Origin of the sequence: Spirosoma soli, assembly GCF_042684525.1 — a bacterium.
GTDB lineage: Bacteria > Bacteroidota > Bacteroidia > Cytophagales > Spirosomataceae > Spirosoma > Spirosoma soli.
Map to the genome: position 1 here is coordinate 134,545 of NZ_JBHULN010000007.1, position 25,193 is coordinate 159,737.

Below are 25,193 nucleotides of genomic sequence, written 5' to 3' on the forward strand. Positions count from 1 at the left end.
TGTTAAAACGAGTAGCGTGCCCCTAGCTGTACCGAGTAGGGCGTACCGTTCTTTTGCGTAGTCCCTACGGTTTCATTGACCCGGTAAACATACTGGCGGGTTGTTGGATTAAAACCGGATGGCGTCAGCAACGTTTGGTTGCCTAAGTTGTAGTTACCTCCCCAGTTACGGCCTGAGCTGGCTTCGGCTCCTTTCGTGACCACCCCATCCAGGGTTTGGCCCAGTAAGTTGGCAAAGTTGAATACGTCGACGGATAATTCAAGCTTCTGCGTTTTGTAAGTTTTGAAGGTTTTGGACAGCCGTACGTCAAACGTACCAGAAAAAGGGTTTTCGCCACCATTCCGGTCGGCAATTTTGCCGATACTACTGCGTATATAATTAGCAGCCCGGTTTAAGGGGTTGTCTAACACTTTTTGCATGGATGTCCGTACGGCCTGAGCTACTTCCGGGCTATTCGGATCGAAGACAAAAGCCAGGTCATTGTCGTTGCCGGGGCCACCCACAAAATCACCGTTGATATCGCCATCTACCAGCAATGAATACCGTGTACCTCCCAGGCCTGTAAACCGGACGCTGAGCACAATGCCCGCAACGGCAGGTGTCGACCCGTAGGCTACGAGCTTATGCCGGAACTGATTGTCTGAATAATTAATCTCGTCCAGGTTACGTGGATCGCTCTTGACGGGGCGGAACGTAGACGTATTCGCTACGTTACCGTTGTACGACGTGTTATCTCTGGCATCGTTCCAGGTGTAGCTGAATGCCAGCGAACCGTCGCGGGGAAGACGAATCTCGCCGTCTAGTACAAAGGTAAGCGTCTGCAGTTTAGCACCGTTCGTCAGCATCAATGTACGCCCAACAGCCTGCGTTTTTCGACCTAGTACGTTGTTGGTCTGCCCACTGTTGGTGGCAATCGTATTGGCCGGAACAAACACGGCGCGGTTAGCTTCATTACTCAACGTGAACGCGGGTTGATCAACCAGGTTTTTGTCGATATAGACGTAGTTATTAACCGTTTTAGTGTACAACAGATTAGCGCCCAACCGAACGTTGTCGCCAAAGAAATGGCTATACGCTACGTTGGCTTTGTAAATGGTGGGCACCTGAAAATTCGGATCGTTTAAATTGATCGTCGACACGGGAGTTACACCTGCTGGTACGCCCGGAGCTGTGCTGGGGTTGTTGCGATAAGCCACAAAGTCAGGTACCGGAACCGGGTTAGGCAGGCTGGAGTTAGCAGGTCGAGTTACGTCGATAGCCGCTACTTTGGTGCCGCTGTTCTGGATGTTGTTTACCTGGGCGTAGTTGATCACATACGCCGAGAATACACCTCCGCCCAACCGGAGCACATCTCGATTTCTGCCGCCGGGGTTCCACGTCAGTTGGAAACGGGGCTGAATGTTGTTCCAGTCCGTTGGATTAGCATCAGTGCGTAATCCTAATTCGCGGTCCACAATTGGGTTGTAATCTCCTTTAGTTAGGTAACTCGTTAAGTCCCATCGCAGACCTGCCTGTACGGCTACATCCGGATGTGGGTTGAACTGCATCTGGCCGAACAGCGATGCGTTGAGCACGTATTGCTGCACCGACGGAATACCGTTAATGGGTACTTCGCGGGCGTAGCGCGATGGATTCAGGTTGTTAAATTCGTTCAGGTTGTTAAAAATGAATCGGCCGTTTTGCTCATTAGAAATATAGGTATCCAGATAAGTAAGCGTGTTGTCTGTGCCGAAGGTGAAGTTATAACGCCCTTTGTTCCAATAAACCGTGTTAGCCAATTGAATCTGGTTTTCCAGATTGCGTTCGGGCGTGAACCGTTGCCCACCTAACTGCACAGACCGGTTGCTGCTGAGTCCATTGGGTAGTACCGACCGAACGGTTACGATGGCGCGAGGAATATTGGCCGAGGGTAACTGGCTGTTGGCTTCGTAGTTCCGGGTGGCCGATTGATACTGCACTTTCAACTCGTTGATGAGCGTAGGACGGAGTGTGGAGCGTAACGAAAGTAGGGTACTGTTCTCCCGCGAACTAAAACTGCTATATGTCTCGAATAAGTTGATCTGCGAGTTATCTTCTACACTGTTTGGGCTGTTCCAGTTACTAAAATTGTTGCGGAGGGTAAGTATGTTCTTGCTGTTGATTTGCCAGTCTAGCCGAGTGAACAGCGTATTGGCAACGGTTTCCCGATCAAACTCGCCTACTTGCTGGGAGTTGCTCAACCCGTATTTCTGACGACCGATCGTGATAACACTGTCGAGAACGGCTTTGCTGATTCCCAGGGCGTTGGCATCACCATCATCTCGGATGTCGGCGATGTAAAACGGGGCTGATTCGGTTTGGCGGTCTAGCGCGACAAAATAATGGAGCTTGTCTTTAACGATGGGGCCACCCAGGCTAAAGCCGTATTGAAAGCGGGTGAAATCGACCGCCCGGACGTTGCCACGCATATCACGCGCACTCGATAAACCATCGGCATTGTAATACGTAAAAGCAGTTCCGGTGGTCGTGTTTGTGCCCGATTTGGTAACGACACTGACCGAGCCCCCACCCTGACGACCTTTAGTGACATCATACTCGTTAGCGACGATTTCAAACTCACGAATAGCCTCAAGCGAGAGCGAAAAGGGGCCGCTGCCCAACGCGCCACTCGTTAAGTTGTTACGAGCGCTGGCTCCGTCGATCAAATAGTTGGTTGATGATGGTAACTGCCCACCGATACTACCCCCGTTACTCAATGGCGACAGGGCTAATAGGTTTGTAAAGCTTCGGTTATTGACGGGCAATTTCGCAATGTTATTAGCGGTGATGGCCGTAGAAGCGCCCAACCGATCAATGCGGCTTTTAAGCGCATTTTCGGTCACCTTTACCTCTTGAAGTTCATTAGCGTTTTCGGCCAAGTCGAAGTTTACCGTTAGCTGATCGCCCTGGTTGAGCCGGTACCCAGTTCGGGCCTGATTCGCAAACCCAACAAAGGATACGGTTATTGTGTAAGGACCGCCCAGTGGAGCCTGGCGGATCACGAACCGGCCATCGATGTTAGAGATTGTACTGGTCTTGAACCCCGTTGACTCGTTGCGGGCTGTAATAGTAGCCCCCGGAAGCACCTGGCCATCCGCTGCTTTTATGACCCCTACGATACTGGCGTCGGTAGTTTGCCCAAACGTAATGGGCGTAGTGACGACCAATAGCCAGAGGCTGAAGCAAAAGAAAACAGTTAAACGTTGACGCATAATAGACGTAGCTGGATTAGTATTGATCGACAAAAGTCCAGTTACGCGCCAACAGGAGCATGTTAATATTTAACGCCTTTTTAATTGTTCACATAAGCTTCATCTGCGAGCAGAAAACTTAATGTAAGCGTTAGTTGACATTGTTGTAAGAGTTTTTAGGCGAACCAAATTCTCCTCAACTAACGATCATGCTGTACTTAAACAGGTAAAGAAATATCAACGGCCTCCAGACCCTGTTTTAGCTTTTTCGAGGCTGTCTGGCGGGTGGTGCCGGTGAGGTCAGCGATGTCTTGTTGCGACAATAAATCGAAAATGGTGTGCAGCCGATTGGCGTTGTCACGAACGGGGTGGTGGTACTCTCTCCGGAGGTTATCCAGTCGCGTGTCAATGTTTCCTCTGGTCATGTGGAGCAGTCGGGTTTCGGCTTTCCACCACCGCCGGACCACATTTCGGTTGAACCATTCGGACGCTACCGGGTCGTGAACAATGACGTATTTGAAATGGGCTAGTTCAATAGAAAACACTGTGATGCTGGTAGCGGCTTTGGCGAATTCAAAGAATTCAATGCCATTGTTAAGATAGTCCAGATCACCGAAAAACTCGCCGGGTTGTAGTACATCATAAATTACTCGTTCGCCGTCGGATGAATAGCTGCCGATTTTAACAACACCCTTCTGGATCAGGTGAATGTGCGTTTGGGCGTCTCCGGGTTGATAGATGTACGTTCCCCGGTCAAATCGTTGGATACGTACTTCGTCAGAAGTTGGACTAATTGCCTGATTGACCAGGTATTCGTGGAATAAATGTTCCTGCATCGAAAGTGACAAATAGCTATTACCTATCAATCGTTATCCTATCGATAGCTAAGCTACAGCCAAATGTATTGAAACCGGTGTAGTTAACGATATGATAACAGTCGACAGAGCCAGCTGGGACTGCGTCTTATAGCTTACACGCTTTCAACCAGGCTGTAAGAACAGCTGGGTCTGATAAACTTCGTACTTCATTTTTTAAGGCTTTAACACTCTTTTTCAAGGCTCGTACGTCGTTGTTAAAGCTGAACTCGATCTCGAATATGGATTTAATAGCGACTGACCTACCTAAAACAGCCGCTAGTTGACGGCGCAGGCCGTCTAATTCGTTGCTAAGGTCGTCTACCTGCTGTTGCAGAATTTTATTGTAATAGTGAAGCTGCTCTTTGGCCAGTTTGCTCAGATGCCGCTGATCAATGTGGTCAAACTCAAACTGAAGTCCTAGCAAGGCAAATAAATCGCTTTTCTCATAAGCTTCCGTTACCCGCTGCATGATGGCAGTCTTCCGTATTTTTTCGGCCTCGTCTAATTCCCGGTCGGGGTGAAACGCCTTGACTAAGTCAACGTAAAGCGTTCGAACGGCTTTGGTAATGTTGCGCTGCTCAAGCTGTTTACGTGCTTCTCGTTTCTGCTGTTTAGTCGATTTGGCTTGTCCTGTATCTTGTTGGGTTGCGTGATCTTGTTGTGTATGAGGTTTGGGTTGCGCTGGAGTAGGTGGCTGGAAGGTAGATTTTTCGTCAACACCAAGATCGGAAGTATATTTATCGAAGATTGGCCTGAGGTCCTCAAAGCCAGGTTGGTCTATAAGCTCATGAGCCAGATCGGAAATAAAACCGGCTAGTTTTTTCTTTTCCGCCCGGGTTGTTTCCGTTCGTTCATAAGCGCGGTCAAACAGACGCACCAACTGAGCACGAAGCTGCTGATAACTACGCAGTAGCGGCTCATATTCAGAGTAGATGCGTTGATGTAAGCTTGCAGTTGCTGCCCGGAAGCTAGCCACTTGCTGCTCTAACTCACTGACTTGCTCCGTAAGCCGATTAAACTCTTTTTGCTCTTTAGTAAGCGGAGTTTTGTCGGACGGCTGAATACTGACAATGGAAGTGCGTACTAACGACATAAAAGGAAGCTATTGACATTATTCAGATTTACATGATAGACCTTACTGATAGCTCCGAGCCCTCATTCCGCAGTATAACAGCTGTATTGCCTACTTTCTCCCAAGAATATACAAATAGTGATTTTTTAGTGAGCCGTTATCACAGAGCAATAAACGATACGGTGCAGAATTCTCTCTTTTAATTGACGGTTGGAAGGCGATAGTGGCAACGTTCCCGGTAACGTTTGCATAAAAAAAGTGTAACCTGACCTTGAATAAATTTCGTTTTGTCCGCCATCTTACTCTCCACGTCCGTTACTACAACGACAGCATCAAGCGCTTGATCTGAGTAAAATTCAATTCATTAGCGGCTATCTACTCCGTAAATCCTGCCCATATGAAACTCCTTTTCCGTGTTACATTCCTTATGGCCTTGATGGCTTTCCGACCCGGTGAAAACAAAGGACGTATTTTCCTGATCGGCGACTCTACCATGGCTGATAAGCGACCTGCCGACGCCCCCGAAACAGGCTTGGGAATGGTGCTACCCAACTTTTTTAATCCAACGGTTGAGGTACAGAACCATGCCGTCAATGGCCGTAGCACGCGTAGTTTTCGGACGCTGGGTCACTGGCAGAAGGTACAAAATGAGCTCCGCCCCGGCGATTGGGTACTTATGCAGTTTGGGCACAATGACCAAAAAATAGAAGATACCGCCCGATACGCAGCCCCGCAAACTGATTATCGCAAAAATTTGATCCGCTACGTTGAAGAGAACACGGATGCGTCTCAGGCTAAGAAAGAAGTAGAATTTGGAGCAAATGTGCTATCCTCAGTAGTAAGCAAGAAATAAACACCTTATGCGCCTTTTCCTGTTTTGTTGCCTATTGTTGATGAGTTACGTCGCCGTAGCTCAGTCACGTACTGTTTCCGAACGCGGTACTCCCTGGTCACAGCGGATGGTCGCTACCGTCATGGCCACCCATCCTGATTCGATTGCCTACACCAAAGAGAAAAAAGACGCCCACTGGGAATATGAGATGGGCGTTATTCTGCAGGCTATTGAACAAGTATGGTACCGCACCAGTGACGATCGCTACTTTAATTACATCCAGAAAAATATAGATCGGTACGTAACGGCTGACGGCGACATCCGAACTTATAAGCTGGACGATTATAACATTGATTACGTTACACCCGGCCGGTCGTTGCTGATGTTAGCCCAACAGTCGTTGCCCGGCAAAGAAAAGTACCGGAAAGCGGCCGACTTGATCCGCAAGCAGATTGCTCAGCAGCCGCGTACCAAAGAGGGCGGTTTCTGGCATAAGAAGCGGTACCCCTATCAGATGTGGCTGGACGGACTATACATGGCTGAGCCGTTTTACGCTGAGTACAGCCTGATTTTCAACGAGCCCAAAAATTTCGATGACATCATCAATCAGTTTGTCTGGATGGAGAAGCACGCCCGCGACGAAAAAACCGGGTTGCTGTATCACGGTTGGGACGAAAGCCGCGAGCAAAAATGGGCGAATCCGCAAACAGGCAAATCGCCTAACTTCTGGAGCCGTGCCATGGGCTGGTACGCGATGGCCCTGGTCGACGTACTGGATTATATTCCGCAGACCCATCCGCGTCGGGGCGAAGTGGTTGCTATTCTGCAACGGCTAATGCCTGCCGTGGCGAAATACCAGGACCCGAAAGAAGGCTGCTGGTATCAGGTAACGGACAAGATCGGCCAGAAGGGCAATTATATGGAAGCCTCGGGTACGGGTATGTTCGTTTACGCGATGGCTAAGGGTATTCGGCTGGGGTATTTACCCGCGTCGATGATGCCTACTGCTCGCAAAGGCTACGAAGGCATGCTAAAGAACTTTATTTCGACGGATGCTGATGGGCGTATTCACTTAGAAAAGACGGTCAGCGTTAGTGGCCTTGGCGGCAACCCCTATCGCGATGGTAGTTATGAATATTATCTGAGCGAACCCCTACGACAGGACGATTTGAAAGGTGTTGGGCCGTTCATCATGGCCAGCGTAGAAATGGAAATTGCCGCAGAAAATACGCTTGGTAAAGGCAAGACGGTTGCTGTCGATAACTATTTCAACCATGAGTTCCGCAAAGGGTATAATGGAGAACAGGAGCCGTTTCATTACACCTGGGCCGATAAACTGCATTCTGGTTTCTGGTGGTGGGGCAACACGTTCCGCAACCTGGGCGCCAGAACGGTTCAGGTTCCCGACGCGCCAACGGCAGCTTCTTTAAAAGACGTTGACGTATATATCGTCGTTGATCCCGATACACCTAAAGAAACGGCTAAACCCAATTACGTAAATGAGGCTGATAGTAAGGCTGTGGCAGATTGGGTGAGAGCCGGTGGTACGCTCGTCTTGATGGCCAACGATACGTCTAACTGCGAGCATAAAAACTTTAACCGATTGGCGGCTCAGTTTGGGATGCAGTTTCTACCCAAAAACCGCAACATGGTGCAGAAAGATCAGTTTGATCAGGGCACTATCAAGATTTCTGAGGGCACTCCGATCTTTCCGAAAACGAGAACAGTGTACATTAAAGAGCTGGCTCCGCTCGACGTGAAAGCACCGGCCAAAGCCGTCGTAACCGATTCGGGTGATGTTATCATGGCCGTTGCTAAAGTCGGCAAAGGAACTGTCTTTGCGGTAGGTGACCCCTGGTTATATAACGAATACGTAGATGGTCGGCGGATCGCGGCCAAGTTTGAGAATTATCAGGCCGGTAAGGAACTAGCTACCTGGTTGCTGGAACAAGTACCAACCGGCGCATCGGCCCTACGAACGAGCCGCCGTTAATCGTAGCCGAATCGGCCATCTCCGGGTGATTTAAAACGCTAGATTTATAGTACCACCCGGATGGCTTGGACGTTATCGACCCGTCGTTAGCAAGTATGGGGCAAAAAGCGGTAGAAAAAGGGGGTGATTGCATTCTTAGGACGCAGGTTATGCAAAACGGTCGGCTAACCGCCTGGTGTGCACAACACGACAGCCATACGCTTAAACCAGCCCAGGCCCGAAAATTTGAATTACCCTCGTTGAGCGATCATGAGACCGTTGGTATTGTTTAATTTTTAATGAGCCTGCCAAACCCGTCTGCGCCGGTGAAGCAAGCTGTTCAGGCGGCTGTTGCCTGGCTGCAATCGGCTAAATTAACCGGTATTGCTGTAAAGGATATCAGCGACCCAGGCCAGCCGTCTGGCCGCGATAGAGTTGTGGTGAAAGATCCCAACAGCACGCTTTGGGCTCGTTTTTATGACCTCAATACAAACAAGCCGTTCTTCAGCGGCCGGAACAGCATACGGAAGGATTCACTGGCCGAAATTGAGAATGAGCGCCGGGTAGGCTACGCCTGGTACGGTACCTGGCCCGACAAGTTGTTAACAATTGATTATCCGGCCTGGGCGCGCAAATGGGGGCAATGAACAGGCGACCTTACACAAGGTGCTTTTCTCGCATACTCGACGCCCGTATGATTAATTGAGTCGGTATTTTAGTTGTGCCAATAGCTGGAGCCTTCTGCTTTCGCTCAATCAGTTCAATCAGTTGTTCAGCGGCTACCTGACCAATCTCCTGGGCGGGCTGCACCACCGTACTCATGGGTGGGTCGAGCAGATCGGCCACGAGCAAGTTCGTAAATCCAATGAATGAAACCTGCTCGGGAATAATCACGTTGCGCTTGCGTAGCGCAGCCAGGCAGCCTAACGCTAACCGATCGCTGGCCGTGAAAAAGGCATCGGGAGCGGGCGACTGATTAAGCAGATCATCAACGATCGGGTCTACCTCGTGTTGGCCGAAGCCTACATGTCGGACGAGGGTTTCGTCGAACGGAATGCCGTATTGTTCGAGAGCGGCCCGGTAGCCCGCCAATCGTTGTTGGGTAATCGACATATAGGCCGGAATCGTTACGTGTGCAATTCGGCGACGGCCCGTTTGAATTAAATGTTCGGTGGCGGCAAAGGCACCCGCGTAGTTATCGGCAATAATTTGAGAAGCTTCCAGTTCAGCCGAAACCCGGTCGAACATCACAATGGGAAAGTTTTTCTGCTGTAACTCCTGAAGGTGCGTAACGTCATTCGTTTGGCTGGATAGCGAAATCAACAGGCCGTCTACTTTTCGGGCAACCGATTGCTGTACCGTTAATACTTCTCGTTCAAATGATTCGTGGCTCTGGGAAATAATGACGTGATACCCACGGTTATAGGCAATGGCTTCAATGCCGTTGATGGTCTGGGAAAAGAAATCGTTAGCGATCTGAGGCACAATGACGCCGATTACCCGGCTACGGTTTTCTTTCAGGCTAAGCGCAATGGGATTTGGCCGGTAGTTCATTCGCTCGGCATATTCCATCACGAGCCGCTTGGTCTCGGCATTGATCTCATAACTTCCCCGCAACGCTCGTGATACCGTTGACGTAGAAAGATTTAAGGCTCGGGCTATATCTTTTATGGTGACTGCCTCCAATGAAGTGTCTTGTTAAAATGCAAAAGAACAGAGAAAATGGCAAGTCTATTCGACTTACTAATAGGAGAGTATTTTATCAGAATTCTACTTATACGCTAACCATAAAACCACGACTAGTTTGAAATTGGCAACGTTCCCGATAACGTTTGCGTGAATAAAAAGAGAGAAAAGTTTTTACTAATTAAACCCCCAACTTATTCTTATTGAGCTATGCTGATTTGTAGTACGACTGGTTGTACGCGGAACGATTGAAAAAAGACAAATTAACCTTTAGCTGAGCCCCAGGTTCGTTATGACTGACTTATCTATCTCCTTGCTCCTCAACGGTCCGTCAAATGACGGGGTGATTTTTCCGGATAAATCCATTGTTCAACTACCCGAAAAAGTGTTACAGTTCGGCACCGGTGTGCTGCTGCGTGGCTTGCCTGACTACTTAATTGATAAGGCTAATCGACAAGGGCTGTTCAACGGGCGTATTGTCGTTGTTAAGTCGACCGACGGTGGGGATGTAAACGCCTTTACGAACCAGGACAATCTGTACACCTTGTGCATTCGGGGGGTGGAGAACGGGCAGACCGTTGAGCAAAACGTTGTTTGTTCGGCCATCAGCCGGGTGTTGTCAGCTAAAAGTCAGTGGAACGAGGTGCTGCAATTCGCGGCCAGTCCCCAGCTTGCGGTGGTCATCTCAAACACAACCGAAGTTGGCATTCAACTCGTGCAGGACGATATTCGACAAGCTCCTCCGCAGTCATTCCCCGGTAAGTTGCTGGCTGTTTTATACGCTCGTTATCAGGCTTTCAACGGCGACCCGACGAAGGGGTTAGTCATTGTGCCAACCGAGTTGATTCCGGACAACGGCACTAAGCTGGAAGCTATTTTGCTGGAGTTGGCTCATCGTAATGGGTTAGAAAGTGAGTTTATCGATTGGCTGGAATCCGCCAATTCGTGCTGCAATTCGTTGGTTGATCGCATTGTTCCCGGTCGGCCCGACCCCGCTACGCATAATGCCCTAACTAATCAGCTCGGCTACGAAGACGAGCTGTTAACTATTGCGGAAACGTATCGACTGTGGGCCATTGAGGGCGACGAATACGTGCAATCGGTACTGTCTTTCCACGAAGCTGACAAAGGCGTTTTCATTCGCCCGAGTATCGACTTGTTCCGGGAGTTGAAACTTCGTTTGCTAAACGGTACGCATACGCTGAGTTGTGGCCTTGCCTGGTTGAGTGGCTTCGATACGGTGCGCGAAGCCATGGAAGACAAAAACATGAACGCTTATATCAGTAGCCTGATGTTGTCCGAACTGCTACCGGGTATTCCGTATGCCGTCGATGAAAAAACGGCGCAACGGTTTGCCATGGACGTTCTGGACCGGTTCTGTAACCCGTACATCGAACACCGCTGGTTATCAATCACCATGCAGTACACTGCCAAAATGCAGATGCGTAACGTGCCAACGTTGCTTCAGTATTATCGCCAGTTTGGAACAGTACCCCGGTATATGGCCTTGGGTTTTGCGGCCTACCTCTTGTTTATGCGGGCAGCGGATCAGCGGGACGACACCTGGTATGGACAACGTAAGGGCGAGGCCTATCCGATTCGCGACGACAAAGCGGAATATTACGCCGAACTGTGGGCTCGACTGCCTCCTGAAGAACTGACCGAGACTGCATTGAAAAACAGATCGTTATGGGGGCATGACCTCAGCCAGTTGGACGGTTTTGCTAATCAGGTAAGTGAGGCCTTGCTGCAACTTCTTGATATGGGGGGCTAAACGACCGTATCCGCTTATTTTAACCGCGCTGCTCTGGCTACCAGATAGTAGCACAATTCGCATCTTTAACCAAGTTCGGTTGGTATATAGGTTGTTGCTCGGATGATTTCCGTGGGTAGTGTAATAAATAATCCCGTCACAACGGTAGTAAAAAATGCCTGTAAGACCTCTTTAACTAATCACACCCCAACGCTATTAGTCCATAAGCAGGGATATGAGTCGATTGTGGGCAACAAGCGGTTCTTATCACCCTTGTATTCAGTTGGTCTTTTACTTATTTGCTTTTATGAAGAAGCCATTCTTAAACGAAGATTTCCTGCTACAGACAAATACGGCTCAGCAGCTCTATCATGAGTTTGCCAAGTCGATGCCGATCATTGATTACCATTGCCATCTGCCACCTGACCAAATTGCTGCAGACAAACGTTTTGAGAACGTAACGCAGCTCTGGCTATATGGCGACCATTATAAATGGCGGGCTATGCGGACCAACGGAATCGACGAACGTTTTTGTACCGGAGATGCGAGTGATTGGGAGAAGTTTCAGAAGTGGGCCGAGACGGTGCCGTATACCTTACGTAATCCACTCTATCACTGGACACACCTCGAACTGCAACGCTATTTTGGCATCACTGAAGTATTGAATGCTAAAAGTGCCCGGCGTATCTACGACGAGTGTAACGAAAAGATACAATCGCCTGATTTTTCAGTGCGTAACCTCCTTCGTCGCATGAACGTCGAAACGGTGTGCACCACTGACGACCCCGTTGACTCGCTGGAGCACCACCGCAAAATTGCCGATGATGGCTTCGATATTAATGTGCTGCCTGCTTTCCGGCCCGATAAAGCGATGGCTGTTGAGGATGTACCGGCTTTTGTTCGGTACATAACCCGACTCGAAGAAGCCGCCAATACGTCGATCAGTACCTTCCGCAATTTTATGGCAGCTTTGCGCCAGCGGCACGATTATTTTGCTCAGATGGGGGGGCAACTCTCTGACCACGGCCTGGAACAGATTTATGCTGGCAGCTTTACCGAAGCCGAAGTGCAAGCCATTTTCGATAAAGCTCGTTCTGGGCAGGCGCTCAAGGGAGCCGAGGTGCTTACCTTTAAGTCGGCCATGCTCGTCTATCTGGCCGAAATGGACTGGGAAAAAGGCTGGACCCAACAGTTTCACCTCGGAGCACTACGTAATAACAACACCCGGATGTTGCAGCAACTCGGTCCCGACACGGGTTGGGATTCCATTGGCGATTTTGAGCAGGGACGATCATTGTCGCAATTCCTGAACCGGCTCGATACGGGGAACAAACTGGCAAAGACCATTTTATATAATCTTAACCCGGCGGACAACGAAGTGATTGCCACCATGATCGGAAACTTCAACGATGGCTCCGTTGCCGGTAAGATTCAGTTCGGTTCGGGCTGGTGGTTTCTGGATCAGAAAGACGGGATGGAGCGGCAGATCAATGCATTATCAAACATGGGGTTACTGAGCCGGTTTGTCGGGATGCTGACCGATTCGCGCAGTTTTTTGTCATATCCCCGTCACGAATACTTCCGCCGAATCCTTTGCAATCTCTTTGGCAACGACGTTGAAAACGGTGAGTTACCCGACGACATCGAATGGATTGGGCAGGTCGTTCAGGACATTTGCTACAACAATGCAAAAGCCTATTTTGGCTTCTCATCCGTGAGCGAATCAGTTGCCCAGGTCTAGCTATCAACAACAAAAATGAGTTCGCTGCCGGGTAAGATTAGTTGGCTAATGGCTTATGAACTAGTACGCTTACCCGGTATATGAATTACGCTTAAACTCTTTGTACTCGATCATGAACAAACCAACAGGCGGTTACCGCTGGACCATTGTGGCCCTGCTCTTTTTCGCCACTACCATCAACTACCTCGACCGACAAGTTATTGGCTTGCTTAAACCGACGTTGGAAACCGAGTTTAGCTGGACGGAAACTGATTACAGTAACATCGTCATGGCCTTTGCCGCTTCGTATGCGATAGGCCTGTTGGCGTTTGGTCGTATCATTGATCGGATAGGCACGAAAATGGGCTACATCATCTCCATCATTGTCTGGAGTATAGCTGCCATTTTGCACGCAACAGCCAAGAGTACGTTTGGTTTTGGGGTCATGCGGTCTTTGCTGGGACTAGGGGAAGCGGGTAATTTTCCGGCCGCTATTAAGTCGGTGGCCGAATGGTTTCCAAAGCGAGAGCGAGCGCTGGCAACGGGCATTTTTAACTCCGGGGCTAACATTGGCGCGGTGGTAGCACCGATTATGGTTCCCTGGATTTTAGGAAGCTACGGTTGGCAGGAAGCCTTCATCATAACGGGAGCTATTGGCTTCATCTGGCTGGCTTTTTGGTGGTATATGTACGAAGTGCCCGCCCGGCAGAAACGCCTGACCCAGGAAGAGTTTGCCTACATTCATATTGACGACGCGCCCGAACAAGTCAACGCCAAGCCCATTGGCTGGGGGCGGCTGTTTGGTATTCGCCAAACCTGGGCCTTTATCCTGGGCAAGTTCCTGACCGATCCTATCTGGTGGTTCTTCCTGTTCTGGTTACCCAGTTACTTTTCTACTACGTTCAATCTGGATTTGAAAAAACCCTCGTTGCCGCTGGTTGTCGTGTACACAGCCACAACTATCGGTAGCATTGGGGGCGGTTATCTGTCGGGTTATTTCATTAAGAAAGGCTGGCCCGTGTTCCGGGCGCGCAAGACGGCCATGCTGATTTTCGCCATCTGCGTTGTGCCCATTACGTTGGCGCAATTTGCCACTAATATCTGGCAGGCAGTAGCGCTTATCAGTCTGGCGGCAGCGGCTCACCAGGCCTGGAGTGCTAATATCTTTACGACGGCTTCCGATATGTTTCCTAAGCAGGCGCTTAGCTCAGTTGTGGGCATTGGTGGCATGGCGGGCTCGGTCGGCGGCATCCTGTTCCCAATCCTGGTTGGCGCTTTGTTAGACAGTTATAAAGTGGCCGGCAATCTGACGGGTGGCTACAATCTGCTCTTCATTATCTGTGGCTTTGCATATCTGGTAGCCTGGGGATGTATGCACCTGTTTGCCCCCCGTATGGAGCCTGTTCAGGTACCGGCACCCGAACCGCAAGCTGTCGCGTAACACAAAAGATCGTTCATAACTCGTCGACCCGCACGAGTTGGTATGAGCTATTTTTGAGTTCGGTTACAAGCGCGTCCAGATGGGCGTACAGTTTATCGGTGCGGGCAGGGGCTGTGCCCAGATGCATGAGCAAGATAAATCCGTTCAGCCCTGTCTGACTAGCTTGCCGGTATGATCGAATGGATTGCAAAATAGCTGCGCTGCTACGGTAGTTTGGGGCGTCAGGGGTTGTGTAGTCGGCATGGCTGAGTGTGCCGGGCGTGTAATTGATGAGTTGTGCTTTTTCGGCGTGCGTCCAAACCGAAATGCTGTCGTTATACCACTCGTAAGGCGGCAGAAAAATTCGGGACGTGTTCGTATTAATACCGAAAGACGCCAGGGCTGCGTAATTAGCCCGCAGATCGGTGATAAACTGGGTACGGCTGACAAGGAGGCTATCCCGCTTTTTCCAGTCGCAGTACAATAGATGCTGGTCTGAGTGCGGACCGATATAATGGCCCTCGCTTATCAAGTTTCGTATCACCGAAGCGAAGGCCGGATTACGCAGAAAACGTCCCGTCAGAAAAAACGATGCCCTGACACCTCGCTTTTGCAGGGTCCGGGCAATTTTATGGCCACCATCGGCGTATTCATCCCCTGTAAACACAAGTGCAAGGCGCCGAACCGTAGTATCTCCCCGAACTTTGGCGCCCTTATAATAAAGCGATATTTTGGAAGAGGCTGCCAATTGAACCTGGCTGGCGTTTGACTTAATGATCTGTGATGTAATAGGCTGCTTTTTGCTCGCTTTTTTGTTTCTTCTTTGAGAAGAGTGTCCTTCGGCTTGCCTGGCGGCCAGCAGGTAGATAAGTGAAGCCGTACCATCCATAGTTGGTTCATTGGTGCTATAGTCGCCGTAGTCATCATGATAAACCGCAACATCACTCTGAAAAGGGGCATATTCGTCGGGCTCCTGGAGCGTAATACCAATCAGATTCCGGTAAATGCTACCTCGCACGGGGCCATCTACCAAGCCACCATCAATTAGATACTGTTTCAAGTGGGTGAACGCCGAGTGAGGGTCCGTGGGCGTATCACCTTGGGATGGAAGGCCATACACAAAACTTGTGCCCCACGGATTGCAGCCAAACAGCCAGTCGAAGCTGGCTTGTTCCAAAGCTGTGTAGTGCTGGTCATTGGTAAGCCGTCGATACCAGAAACATTGGGTAGCAAAGGAGGTCGTGAGGTTGTTGCTACACCAGACAAAGGGAACACCCCGGTAGAACGCATTCTGCTGGGCCCGCTGCCAAATGATTTCAATACCTCGCTTGTAGAAATCTGTAACGATTTTACGCTGACGGGGCGGCAGCTTCTTGGCCAGCTCGGCATGACCGACGTTAACAAAGGGATACCACTGATAATGCCGGGCCGTGTCGTTCAGAATCCAGGGGGTGACCGGCTCTTGTTGGGCAAATTTCAGCGCAGTGTTTTGCCATGTTGTGGCTTGTTTGTCGGTGGCACCTGTCGCGTTCAACTGCTCAACGGTGGCTAGCTCCATATCATCCGTATAGTTTTCTTCTTCGTAGAAGTAAGGAGCGCGACCGGGAGCCGTCTGGCAATTACCCGGCTTTTGGATGCCTAACTTGTAGGCCGATTGTGAGCGTTTTAACAGCTGATCGGCGTAGGCCGGTTGACGTTTGTGCCAGAGTTGGTACCCCAGGGCTAGAGCGCTGCTAACCTTGCCTGCGGTGGAAGCAACGCCCGTAGCCCGGTTCTTGTACCGAAACATGCCTTGCGGCTGGCCCGTAGCAAAGTAAACGGGCCGCTCGAACCCCTTGCCATAAAAACTATCTTCTTTGGGGAGCCGCATACCGGCATGGTCGCGGTCGTCACCGAGCTGATTAAACAGCCAGTCGTCGGTTGGGTGCATTTTCAGGAGCCAGTCGAGTCCCCATCGAGCTTCATCGAGCACATCGGGTTGGCCATTGGCACCTGACAAACCATTTGCCTGGTGCTGATCGGTAAACGCATCGGGAAAATCCCGCATGGCGGCTAGCAAGTGATAGGTTGCATTGGCCGAGGTTGTTACATATTGTAAATAGTCTGAGGCATCGTGCCAGCCACCCGACACATCAATGTGCGTACTATCGGGCATAGGGCCATATAAGGTGTATCCGTCATGCGTGTGGCACGAGTCTTTCAGAAAAGGATTATAACCACTACGCTGTTGACGCATGTAGCGCAGGCAAACATCAGCAGCTCCATCATATACATCATCACCAATACGAAACGTAGGCGACCGGGTGCCATTGGCCGTGCGCAAATAATAGTTACCGGGTCGCTTGACCATCGAAAAATCAAGCCGGTAGGTTTGCTGAAACGGTCCATAAGCACCAAAGGCTCGCCCGGCCGGATGTGTCGATATCAGCCGATCATTTTGAGCGTCAACAAGTTGAAAACTGCTTATAGTTTGATTGGTCAGGGTACCCCATACGGCCACTTTTGAATTGGCCGGCCGGTATCCCAATAAATTAATTCGTATAACTGTGACTGGTGAGTCTTCCTTCCGATAAATAAAAGCAGCCAGGCCAACTGCCAATACCAATGTAAAAAGTAAGCGTAAAAGCATATTGCAGAAGAGGGGTTACTTCGATTAATGGCAATCTAGACAGAAGCCCTGCCACCGCAAAGCGGTGCTATCAGTACGTTGAGAATAAGTATAAAATCGGTTATTACTAACTTTTATTGATAGAACAAGTCTGAAATTGAGGCTGAAGAGCGAATAAACTTGCTCAAACAGCTTTTAAACAAGCCTTCTCTCTGAAAATGACCGTTAAATCTGTATTTTTACCGTTTACATAAGCAATCAAGTGCTTAAGCGTGACTGGAAACATACCTTTTAAAAAATCTACTAACTTGTTAGACGATTGGCCCGATTTTGGCCGTTTGATAGAAGGACGTACCGTACGCTACCAATACTGAACCTGAAAGTTCCCCAATGGTGAACCCTTACTTTGTTCACAATTTTATTGTCAGCACTCCTTTTTCCATTGTCAGTCGGCTCCAGCTCGCTTCTGGCGGATGGCTTATGCCGATGCTGTGGTTACTGTTAGGCCTGGGTACTGCTTTAGGCCAGGACCAGCCAGCGCCTACCCGTCGGGGAGCGGCTGGTCGTCGCCAGCAGGCAGCGGCTGACTCGGCCCGGGCCGAAGCGCGTCGGCGGGCTACCGCGCGGGCCGATTCGGTTAAACAGGCAGTTCAAAACCGGAACGATAGCATTCGCGCAGCCCGCAGCGCCAATCGTCGGCCCACGGTGAACTGGCCCGACCGGCGGGCTACGCGGTTCTCTGAGCGATCGTCTAAATCGCCGTTTATTCTACGCGATCCTAAAGGGGTCTCCACTGACTTTGGGCTTAGCCCCGACGGAAGAATTGCCGTGACCGAGCGAGTACGCTCGGGCGTATCGCTATCGGGCGCGCCAACGCCTAACAACGTACAGGGTCGGTCTGGGATCGCTACACCAGGCAGCACAACCAGTGTACCGGGTACACCGTTCCCTGATGCGGCTGCTCCAAACACAACGCCACCCGGAACAATTTCGCCGGGCTTACCAGTGCCTGGCTTAGCACTTCCGCCATCACAATATGGCCTGCCTTACCGTCCGGCCGAAACGATTCCTTTCTCTACGTATAATCAGCTGCAAAATCAACGGGTTGAGCAGAGTCTATGGCGAGAATACGGAGCCCGGCGCGATGGCCAGAGTGCCGTAAGCGGTCGTGGTTTGGTGCCGAAACTTGAGTTGCCGCCCATTATTGATCGGCTCTTTGGCGGTAGTCAGGTCGATTTCAAGCCGAATGGCTTTGTAACCCTCGATTTTGGTTACCTCTATCAGTTCATCGACAACCCGGTTATTCCAGTGCGGCAACGTCGGAACGGCAACTTCATCTTCAACGAGCAGATCAGCATTAATTTCAACGGTAAGATCGGCGAAAAGCTGGGCGTACTGGCTAACTTCGATACCAAGGCTAGTTTCAACTTCGAGAATGCGCTGAAGGTCAATTACCGACCCGGTGGTGGTTTGCCCGCCTTAGGGTCAGGACAGGGTTTGCCGGGCGTTCCTAATCTGCCAACCCCAAATTTACCGGGTGTGGGCACCCCAACGCCCGGTTTGCAGGGCTTCACGCCCCAGAACGAAAGCATCATTCAGGGCCTCGAAGTGGGTAACATCAGCTGGGCAGTCAATAGTCAGTTGATTCCAGGCGTACAGAATCTGTTTGGTATCAAAACGCAACTTCGGTTTGGTAAACTCAATGCGACCGTAGTGGCGTCTCAGCAACGGTCGCGCAAAAGCGAAATTGTATTGCAGGGGGGCACCTCAAACCGGCCGTTCGAGATTCGCGCGGATCAATACGACGAAAATCGACACTTTTTCCTCTCTCAATTCTTCCGGTCCAACTACGAAGCGTCGTTGCGATCATTGCCTCAGGTAACGTCAGGCGTGAATATTACCCGTGTGGAAGTGTACGTTACCAACCGCACGAACACCACCGAATCGCTACGGAATATCGCTGGTTTTCAGGATTTAGGCGAGGGTAATCCCTACAGCCAGCAGAACCCGAATGTGCAGCCGTTCACGCGTAATAACCTGACACCAACGGCTAACAGCGCCAACGGTCTGTTTGGGCGGCTGACGTCTGATCAGAATAATCCGTTCCGGCAAGTCGACCGCGCCAACGAAGTGTTGACAACGACTTATGGACTTGGTAAGGGGACGGATTACGATCTTCTACGAGGAGCCAAGCGCCTGACCGACCGCGAGTATAAACTTCAGCCGGAACTGGGTTATATCTCTCTTGTGACTCCCTTACGAAACGATGAAATTCTGGCCGTTGCGTATGAGTACACTTATCAGGGCCGACGCTATAAGGTAGGTGAATTGACCGAGGATTATCAGGCTCGGCAGGATAATGAAGTGCTAGTGTTGAAGCTGTTGAAATCAGCCACCATACGGAACAACCTGCAACTGCCGATGTGGAACCTGATGATGAAAAACATCTATTCGCTCAATACGGCGCAGATTACCCGTCAGGGATTCCAGTTGCGGATCATTTACAAAGATGACCTTACTGGCGTTGATAACCCAAACCTTCAGGAAAGCTCGATACGGAATATTCCGTTAGTCCAAGTATTTAATATGGACCGGCTTAACCAGCAACTAGATGCTCAGCCCGACGGTAATTTCGATTATGTGGAGAACATTACCATCGACAGCCGGTACGGAAAGATCATTTTTCCAGTATTGGAGCCGTTCGGGTCATTTCTAGAACGTCGATTTACGCAAGGTCGGGATGATGAAAATATTAAGTCCAAATACGTATTTAACGAACTCTACCGGACGACTCTGGCCGATGCTCAGCAGGTAGCCAGCAAGAACAAGTTCTTCCTGAAGGGGGCGTACCAGTCCGGCAACGGGGCTGAGGTTGCATTGCCATATGGTGTCAACGAGCAGTCAGTGCAGGTAACGGCGGGCGGAGTTCCGCTTACGCCAGGGCAGGATTACGTTCTCGAAAGTCAGACCGGGCGGCTGCGTATCATCAACGAGAGCGTAACCAACTCGGGCCGCGAAATACGTATCAGCTACGAACAACCCGACCTGTTCCAAAACCAGATTCGGACGCTGGTAGGTACCCGACTGGATTACGCCATCAACCGCGACATCAGCGTTGGCTTGACGGCCATGCACATGAAAGAAACGCCCGCTGGCTTTCTAACCCGCGTGGCCATCGGCAACGAGCCGGTCAACAACACGATCCTTGGTGTTAACACCAACATTCGTAAAGATGCTCCTTGGCTAACGCGTATGTTAGACCGGCTGCCGATTGTTGAGACAAAGGAAATGTCGACGGTGCAGTTCACGGGCGAAGTGGCGCAACTGTTACCGGGTACGAACCCTCGCGCCAGAAACGATAGCTACCTGGATGACTTTGAAGCCGCCCGGACCATTTTCGACCTGACCCGCCAACCAACCCGCTGGCGGCTGGGTGCTACGCCACAGCAGTTTCCGCAGGGGTCGTTCCAGAACCCGCTGGAGTCGGCGTACAACCGCGCGCTTATTTCGGTGTATTCGGTTGATCCAAGTTTGTACACCCCTGGCTCGCAGGGGGTAGTGTCTAATGTTGACCCTACAGAAGCCAACGCCAACGTGTATGAGCGGTATTTCTTACCGAACGACTTGTTTCCAGGACGCTCGGTCCGGCCGGTTCAGTTGCCCGAGAGTATTCTCGACGTCGCTTATTTTCCGGATGAGCGGGGGATGTATAACTACAATCCAAACTTAACGGCCGCTGGTTTACTGCCGAATCCAAGAAACAACTTTGGCGCCGTCACCCGAGCTATTGCGTCAGACATTGACTTCGATAATGCCAACATTGAGAACATAACGTTCTGGCTTATGGACCCGTTTGTTGGCGGTCAAGCCGGAGTCGTTCGGGGTAGTAATGACCCTAATCGGAACAAAAACAATACAACGGGGGGAAGGCTATTCTTTAACCTGGGCGATATCTCGGAGGACGTTATTAAAGACAGCCGGTATGAATTTGAGAATGGGTTTCCGGCCAGCGATTCAACCAATCGTAATCCCCGCGAACAGGGGACCGACAACACTCCCTGGGGCCGTGCACCCCGGCAGCAGTTTGTGACGAATGCCTTCCAGAGCGGAGCCAGAGATCTTCAGGATATTGGTCTTGATGGATTGAGCAGCCAGCCTAACGCACCTGCCGGTGTGACCAGAGAGCAGCAGTTTTTTAGTAATTATATCAGTACGCTTCGTACAAAGGGAACCGACCCAGCGGTTCTGGCTCAAATTGAAAGCGACCCCTCCAATGACGACTTTAAATTTTATTTGGGCGAAGAGGCTGATCAGCAGCGGTACATTGTAGCGCGGTACAAACGCTACATGGGGATGGAGAACAACTCGCCGGAGAATACGTCGACGAGCCAGTTTCTAACGCCCGCATCGTCGACCCTGCCCGATATTGAAGACCTCAACATTGACAATACCATCAACGATAACGAGGCTTATTATGAGTATCAAGTTGACTTACAGCCTGGGAAACTGGAAGTAGGTCAGAATAGATACATTGTTGACAAAGTGACGGTACCACCCAGCGTACCGGGTGGTGTGCCGGTTACCTGGTATCAATTCCGGATTCCGGTTCGCGAGCCGCTACGTAAAGTAGGTAGCATCAACGGGTTTAAATCGATCCGGTTTATGCGGATGTACCTGACCGATTTTGCGGAGCCGGTCGTGTTGCGGTTTGCCCAGTTGCAGATGGAAGCAAACCAGTATCGTAAGTACACGGGCGACCTGACCCAGCGTGGGTTGCAGGAAGTCCCCGAACCCTACGATGCGAACTTCACCGTGTCGACCGTAAACATTGAAGAAAACAGCGGTGCCGATGTACAGGGCGCTAGCAAGTACGTTTATCAGGTGCCACCGGGCTATCAGCGCGACCGCGATTATACGCAGGTTAGCCCCGTTGAGCTGAACGAGCAGTCGATGCGTCTGAGCGTAACAAACCTGCGCGATGGCGACTCGCGTGGCGCTTTCCGGAACACGAACTTCAACCTGCAGTTCCGCAAGTCGTTAAAGATGTTCGTGCACATGCACAATCCCGATAACGAAAGCGGCCACGTGTCGGCGTTTGTGCGGGTAGGCACGGATTATACGGACAACTACTACGAAATTGAAATTCCAGGATTGACGACAACGCCCGAAGGTAATCGTTCATCGGAAGAGGTTTGGCCAGCGAACAATGAGCTGGACCTGGCGCTCGATGAGTTGATCAATCTCAAAGCCAGCCGCAATAAGCTATACACTCGGCAAACGTCGCTGCCTTACTCGCTTTCGTCAGCCAACGGTCGGTATGTCCTTACGGTAGTGGGTAACCCCGATCTAAGTTCGGTGCAATCCATTATGATTGGGGTTCGAAATCCGAAACAAGCCGGTGATGGCGAACGCCCCAAGACCTTTACCGTCTGGGTCGATGAGTTCCGGGCAAATGGCTACGACGAACATGCCGGTATGGCCGGTATTGGAGCGCTCAATGTTAAGTTTGCTGATCTGGCAACACTTACGGCGTCGGGCCGCATTACTACGTTTGGCTTCGGCGGGGTGCAAACCCGAATTGGAGAACGAGCCCGCGAAACCACCTCAGAGTTTGGTATCTCGTCGGCTATAGCGGTAGACAAGTTTTTACCGGCCAACTGGGGATTACGCATTCCGTTCTACATTAACTACGACCACCGGAATGTCGATCCGCACTTTAACCCGCTCGACCCCGATACTCCGCTGGAAACGTCGCTGTCGATTATTGATAACGTAACGGATCGTAATAATTACAGGCGGCTCGTTCAGGACAACACAACGCGTCGTGGCTATAATTTCTCGAACGTCCGGAAGGTGAAAGTCAATCCCAACGCGAAGTCGCATTTCTGGGACATTGAGAACTTTGCGTTCACGTACGCCTTCAACGACACAAAACGCACGAACATCCTGACGGAGGAGTATTTGCAACAGCAGTACCGGGGAGGTATTGCCTACACGTACAGCGCTCAGCCAAAAGCGTTTGAGCCGTTCCGTAGTAAGGCATCGTTTGAGGCTCCGTATCTGCGGTGGCTTAAGGACTTTAACCTGACGTTGTTACCATCGCTGGTATCGATCCGAACCGATGTTGATCGCAGTTTTGTGAAAACGCAGCTACGCAGCTCCGATCTGACAACGAACGGTATTGTGCCGCAGTTTGAAAAATACTTCCTGTTCAACCGCTACTACGACCTCACCTGGAATCTTACCCGGAGTCTGGTGCTGACGTATCACGCGCAGGCCAACGCCATTATCGACGAACCCGCGGGCGACATCAATACGCAGGCGAAGCGCGATTCGATCATGAGCAGTATCAAACGGCTGGGTCGGGTGAAAAACTTCGTACAGGACATTCGGGCAACGTATCGTTTGCCGCTGGACAAAATTCCGCTGCTCGACTGGGTGGCTGCCGATGCCATTTACGGCATCGGTTACCAGTTCCAGGCCAATTCATTCGGAGTGGCCGATACGCTGGGTGTGCCCTTTGGTAACATACTGCGTAATAACCGCGAACGGGGCATCACGGGGCGAGTCGATCTGATTCGGTTGTATAACAAAATACGGTACCTGCGCTTTGCCAACACACCAGCACCGGTTCGTAAAAACTTTGCCCGTAACCCCGGCGATATCGAAGAAATTGAACGGGGCGAAAGCAAAGTGCTGAAAAACTTCACGAGGGCGCTGCTGACGGTACGGGGAATCAACTTCTCGTATAAGGTGCAGGAGTCAACGATTTTACCGGGCTTTCTGCCAACGCCAAGATTCTTCGGGCTGGACCGGAATAACGCACCGGGATTGGGTTTTGTGTTGGGGAGCCAGGACCCGGCGATTCGGTATAAAGCGGCTGATAGAGGCTGGCTCACGCCCAGTACGGTACTGAATACGGCCTTTCAACAAACGCTGTCCAAAGAGTTTAGCGCCCGCACCACCCTGGAGCCGTTCAAAAGCTTTCGGATGCAGGTTGAATGGCGCTTGAACCGTGCCGATGCATACCAGGAATATTACCGACCGGGGGCGCTGGGTGGGCCGTTTGAAACACAAACCCCAGTGCGTAATGGCCAATTCAGCATGTCGTTCTGGTCGTTCCGCACGGCATTCAAAGGATTGCGCTCCGATAATTCGTCGGTGTTGTTTGATAGCCTGGAGAGTTACCGAACGTTTTTTGCTCAAAAGCTAAATGATCAAGCAAAGGGTGAGAATCGGCTAGGAACATACGACAAAAACGCCCAGGATGTCCTGATTCCTTCATTCTTTGCGGCCTACAGTGGCCAGAAGAAAGAGAAAGCGCAGTTCTCGCCGTTCTATAATTTCCCGCTGCCCAACTGGCGGATTGATTACGATGGTTTAGCAGGACTTGACTTCATCAAGAAGCAGTTCAGCGCGTTCACGGTTACGCACAGCTACGTGTCGAACTACAGCGTTGGCAACTTTACGTCGAACCTGGACTACACGGCGGCCTACGTTAACCTGGCGGTGCAGGGCTATCCGATGGCAAACGCTGTCAACCAACTTGGTCAGTTTGTGCCTGTTTTCGCCATGAGCACCATTACTATGTCGGAGAAGTTTGCGCCCATGATTGGGGTGCAGTTTCAGACGAAGAGCCGAATCAGCGGGCGATTGGAGTACAACCAAAGTCGCGATGTGGCGTTGAGCTTGTCAAACGCGCAGGTTGCCGAATTGACGAACAAAGATTTAACGGCATCGGTGGGTCTCACCCGGCAGAATGTACGAATTCCGTTCCGCATCAACGGGGCCTACAAGAAATTGAAAAACGACCTGACGATCTCGTGTAACTTAACCTTGCGCGATACACGGTCAATTCAACGCAAGCTGGATGCTGAGTATATCATCACGGCAGGTAACGTCAATTTCCAGTTTCGGCCGCAGGTCAGCTATATCGTTAATCGCCGGTTGAACTTCAACTTCTATTTCGACCGTACGTTCAACGATCCACTCGTGTCGAACTCGTTCCGCCGGGCCACCACAGCGGGTGGTGTGCAGGTGAAGTTTAACCTCGCCGAGTAGATT

The 25,193-nt window shown here is 50.8% G+C and carries 11 protein-coding genes and 1 pseudogene; 7 read left to right on the top strand and 5 right to left on the bottom strand.

Features of this window, described 5'->3' with window-relative positions; genetic code table 11:
• Positions 1 to 2: 2 nt before the first annotated feature.
• The 3 genes from ACFSUS_RS13380 to ACFSUS_RS13390 all read right to left on the bottom strand — a co-directional run bounded on the left by ACFSUS_RS13380 (position 3) and on the right by ACFSUS_RS13390 (position 5,159).
• Entirely contained in the window at positions 3 to 3,230 is a 3,228-nt protein-coding gene (locus ACFSUS_RS13380) for a TonB-dependent receptor (RefSeq protein WP_381523330.1), read from the bottom strand.
• 197 nt (positions 3,231 to 3,427) lie between these two features.
• Positions 3,428 to 4,045, bottom strand: coding sequence for a Crp/Fnr family transcriptional regulator (locus tag ACFSUS_RS13385; RefSeq protein WP_381523332.1), 618 nt, complete (start codon positions 4,043 to 4,045; stop codon positions 3,428 to 3,430).
• A gap of 127 nt (positions 4,046 to 4,172) precedes the next feature.
• Positions 4,173 to 5,159, bottom strand: coding sequence for a hypothetical protein (locus ACFSUS_RS13390; protein ID WP_381523333.1), 987 nt, complete (start codon positions 5,157 to 5,159; stop codon positions 4,173 to 4,175).
• Positions 5,160 to 5,535: 376 nt separating this feature from the next.
• Here ACFSUS_RS13390 and ACFSUS_RS13395 point away from each other — a divergent pair, with 376 nt between their 5' ends.
• The 3 genes and pseudogenes from ACFSUS_RS13395 (at position 5,536) to pelA (ending at position 8,589) form a co-directional block, all read left to right on the top strand.
• Positions 5,536 to 5,991 carry an SGNH/GDSL hydrolase family protein gene (locus tag ACFSUS_RS13395; RefSeq protein ID WP_381523334.1) on the top strand — a complete coding sequence of 152 codons (456 nt, stop codon included), beginning with the start codon at positions 5,536 to 5,538 and terminating at the stop codon, positions 5,989 to 5,991.
• Between the two features lie 40 nt (positions 5,992 to 6,031).
• A complete protein-coding gene (locus tag ACFSUS_RS13400; protein WP_381523335.1) occupies positions 6,032 to 7,963 on the top strand; it encodes a glycoside hydrolase family 88 protein in 1,932 nt (643 codons plus the stop codon).
• Positions 7,964 to 8,028: 65 nt separating this feature from the next.
• Positions 8,029 to 8,589, top strand: a pseudogene (gene pelA, locus ACFSUS_RS13405) (pectate lyase).
• A 10-nt stretch (positions 8,590 to 8,599) separates the two neighbouring features.
• Here the strand turns inward: pelA and ACFSUS_RS13410 are convergent.
• On the bottom strand, positions 8,600 to 9,628 hold the full coding sequence (locus ACFSUS_RS13410) for a LacI family DNA-binding transcriptional regulator (RefSeq protein WP_381523336.1): 1,029 nt from the start codon (positions 9,626 to 9,628) through the stop codon (positions 8,600 to 8,602).
• A 292-nt stretch (positions 9,629 to 9,920) separates the two neighbouring features.
• Here ACFSUS_RS13410 and ACFSUS_RS13415 point away from each other — a divergent pair, with 292 nt between their 5' ends.
• The 3 genes from ACFSUS_RS13415 (at position 9,921) to ACFSUS_RS13425 (ending at position 14,542) form a co-directional block, all read left to right on the top strand.
• Positions 9,921 to 11,402: a tagaturonate reductase gene (locus tag ACFSUS_RS13415; RefSeq protein ID WP_381523338.1), complete on the top strand. Its 1,482-nt coding sequence runs from the start codon at positions 9,921 to 9,923 to the stop codon at positions 11,400 to 11,402.
• Between the two features lie 286 nt (positions 11,403 to 11,688).
• Positions 11,689 to 13,122 (top strand): glucuronate isomerase, encoded by a 1,434-nt coding sequence (uxaC, locus tag ACFSUS_RS13420; RefSeq protein WP_381523339.1) that lies wholly within the window; start codon positions 11,689 to 11,691, stop codon positions 13,120 to 13,122.
• A gap of 112 nt (positions 13,123 to 13,234) precedes the next feature.
• Entirely contained in the window at positions 13,235 to 14,542 is a 1,308-nt protein-coding gene (locus tag ACFSUS_RS13425; protein WP_381523341.1) for an MFS transporter, read from the top strand.
• 13 nt (positions 14,543 to 14,555) lie between these two features.
• Here ACFSUS_RS13425 and ACFSUS_RS13430 read toward each other — a convergent pair whose 3' ends face one another.
• Positions 14,556 to 17,150, bottom strand: coding sequence for a glycoside hydrolase family 9 protein (locus ACFSUS_RS13430; protein ID WP_381523343.1), 2,595 nt, complete (start codon positions 17,148 to 17,150; stop codon positions 14,556 to 14,558).
• A 369-nt stretch (positions 17,151 to 17,519) separates the two neighbouring features.
• Here ACFSUS_RS13430 and sov point away from each other — a divergent pair, with 369 nt between their 5' ends.
• Positions 17,520 to 25,190 (top strand): T9SS outer membrane translocon Sov/SprA, encoded by a 7,671-nt coding sequence (sov, locus tag ACFSUS_RS13435; protein WP_381523345.1) that lies wholly within the window; start codon positions 17,520 to 17,522, stop codon positions 25,188 to 25,190.
• The last annotated feature ends 3 nt before the right edge of the window (positions 25,191 to 25,193 follow it).

What these genes read in the sequence shown, in the direction of transcription:
- ACFSUS_RS13400 (WP_381523335.1), top strand. Translation starts at nt 6,032, where the DNA reads ATGAGTTACGTCGCCGTAGCTCAGTCACGTACTGTTTCCGAACGCGGT.
- ACFSUS_RS13390 (WP_381523333.1), bottom strand. Translation starts at nt 5,159, where the DNA reads ATGTCGTTAGTACGCACTTCCATTGTCAGTATTCAGCCGTCCGACAAA.
- ACFSUS_RS13425 (WP_381523341.1), top strand. Translation starts at nt 13,235, where the DNA reads ATGAACAAACCAACAGGCGGTTACCGCTGGACCATTGTGGCCCTGCTC.
- uxaC (WP_381523339.1), top strand. Translation starts at nt 11,689, where the DNA reads ATGAAGAAGCCATTCTTAAACGAAGATTTCCTGCTACAGACAAATACG.
- ACFSUS_RS13385 (WP_381523332.1), bottom strand. Translation starts at nt 4,045, where the DNA reads ATGCAGGAACATTTATTCCACGAATACCTGGTCAATCAGGCAATTAGT.
- ACFSUS_RS13415 (WP_381523338.1), top strand. Translation starts at nt 9,921, where the DNA reads ATGACTGACTTATCTATCTCCTTGCTCCTCAACGGTCCGTCAAATGAC.
- sov (WP_381523345.1), top strand. Translation starts at nt 17,520, where the DNA reads ATGGTGAACCCTTACTTTGTTCACAATTTTATTGTCAGCACTCCTTTT.
- ACFSUS_RS13380 (WP_381523330.1), bottom strand. Translation starts at nt 3,230, where the DNA reads ATGCGTCAACGTTTAACTGTTTTCTTTTGCTTCAGCCTCTGGCTATTG.
- ACFSUS_RS13430 (WP_381523343.1), bottom strand. Translation starts at nt 17,150, where the DNA reads ATGCTTTTACGCTTACTTTTTACATTGGTATTGGCAGTTGGCCTGGCT.
- ACFSUS_RS13395 (WP_381523334.1), top strand. Translation starts at nt 5,536, where the DNA reads ATGAAACTCCTTTTCCGTGTTACATTCCTTATGGCCTTGATGGCTTTC.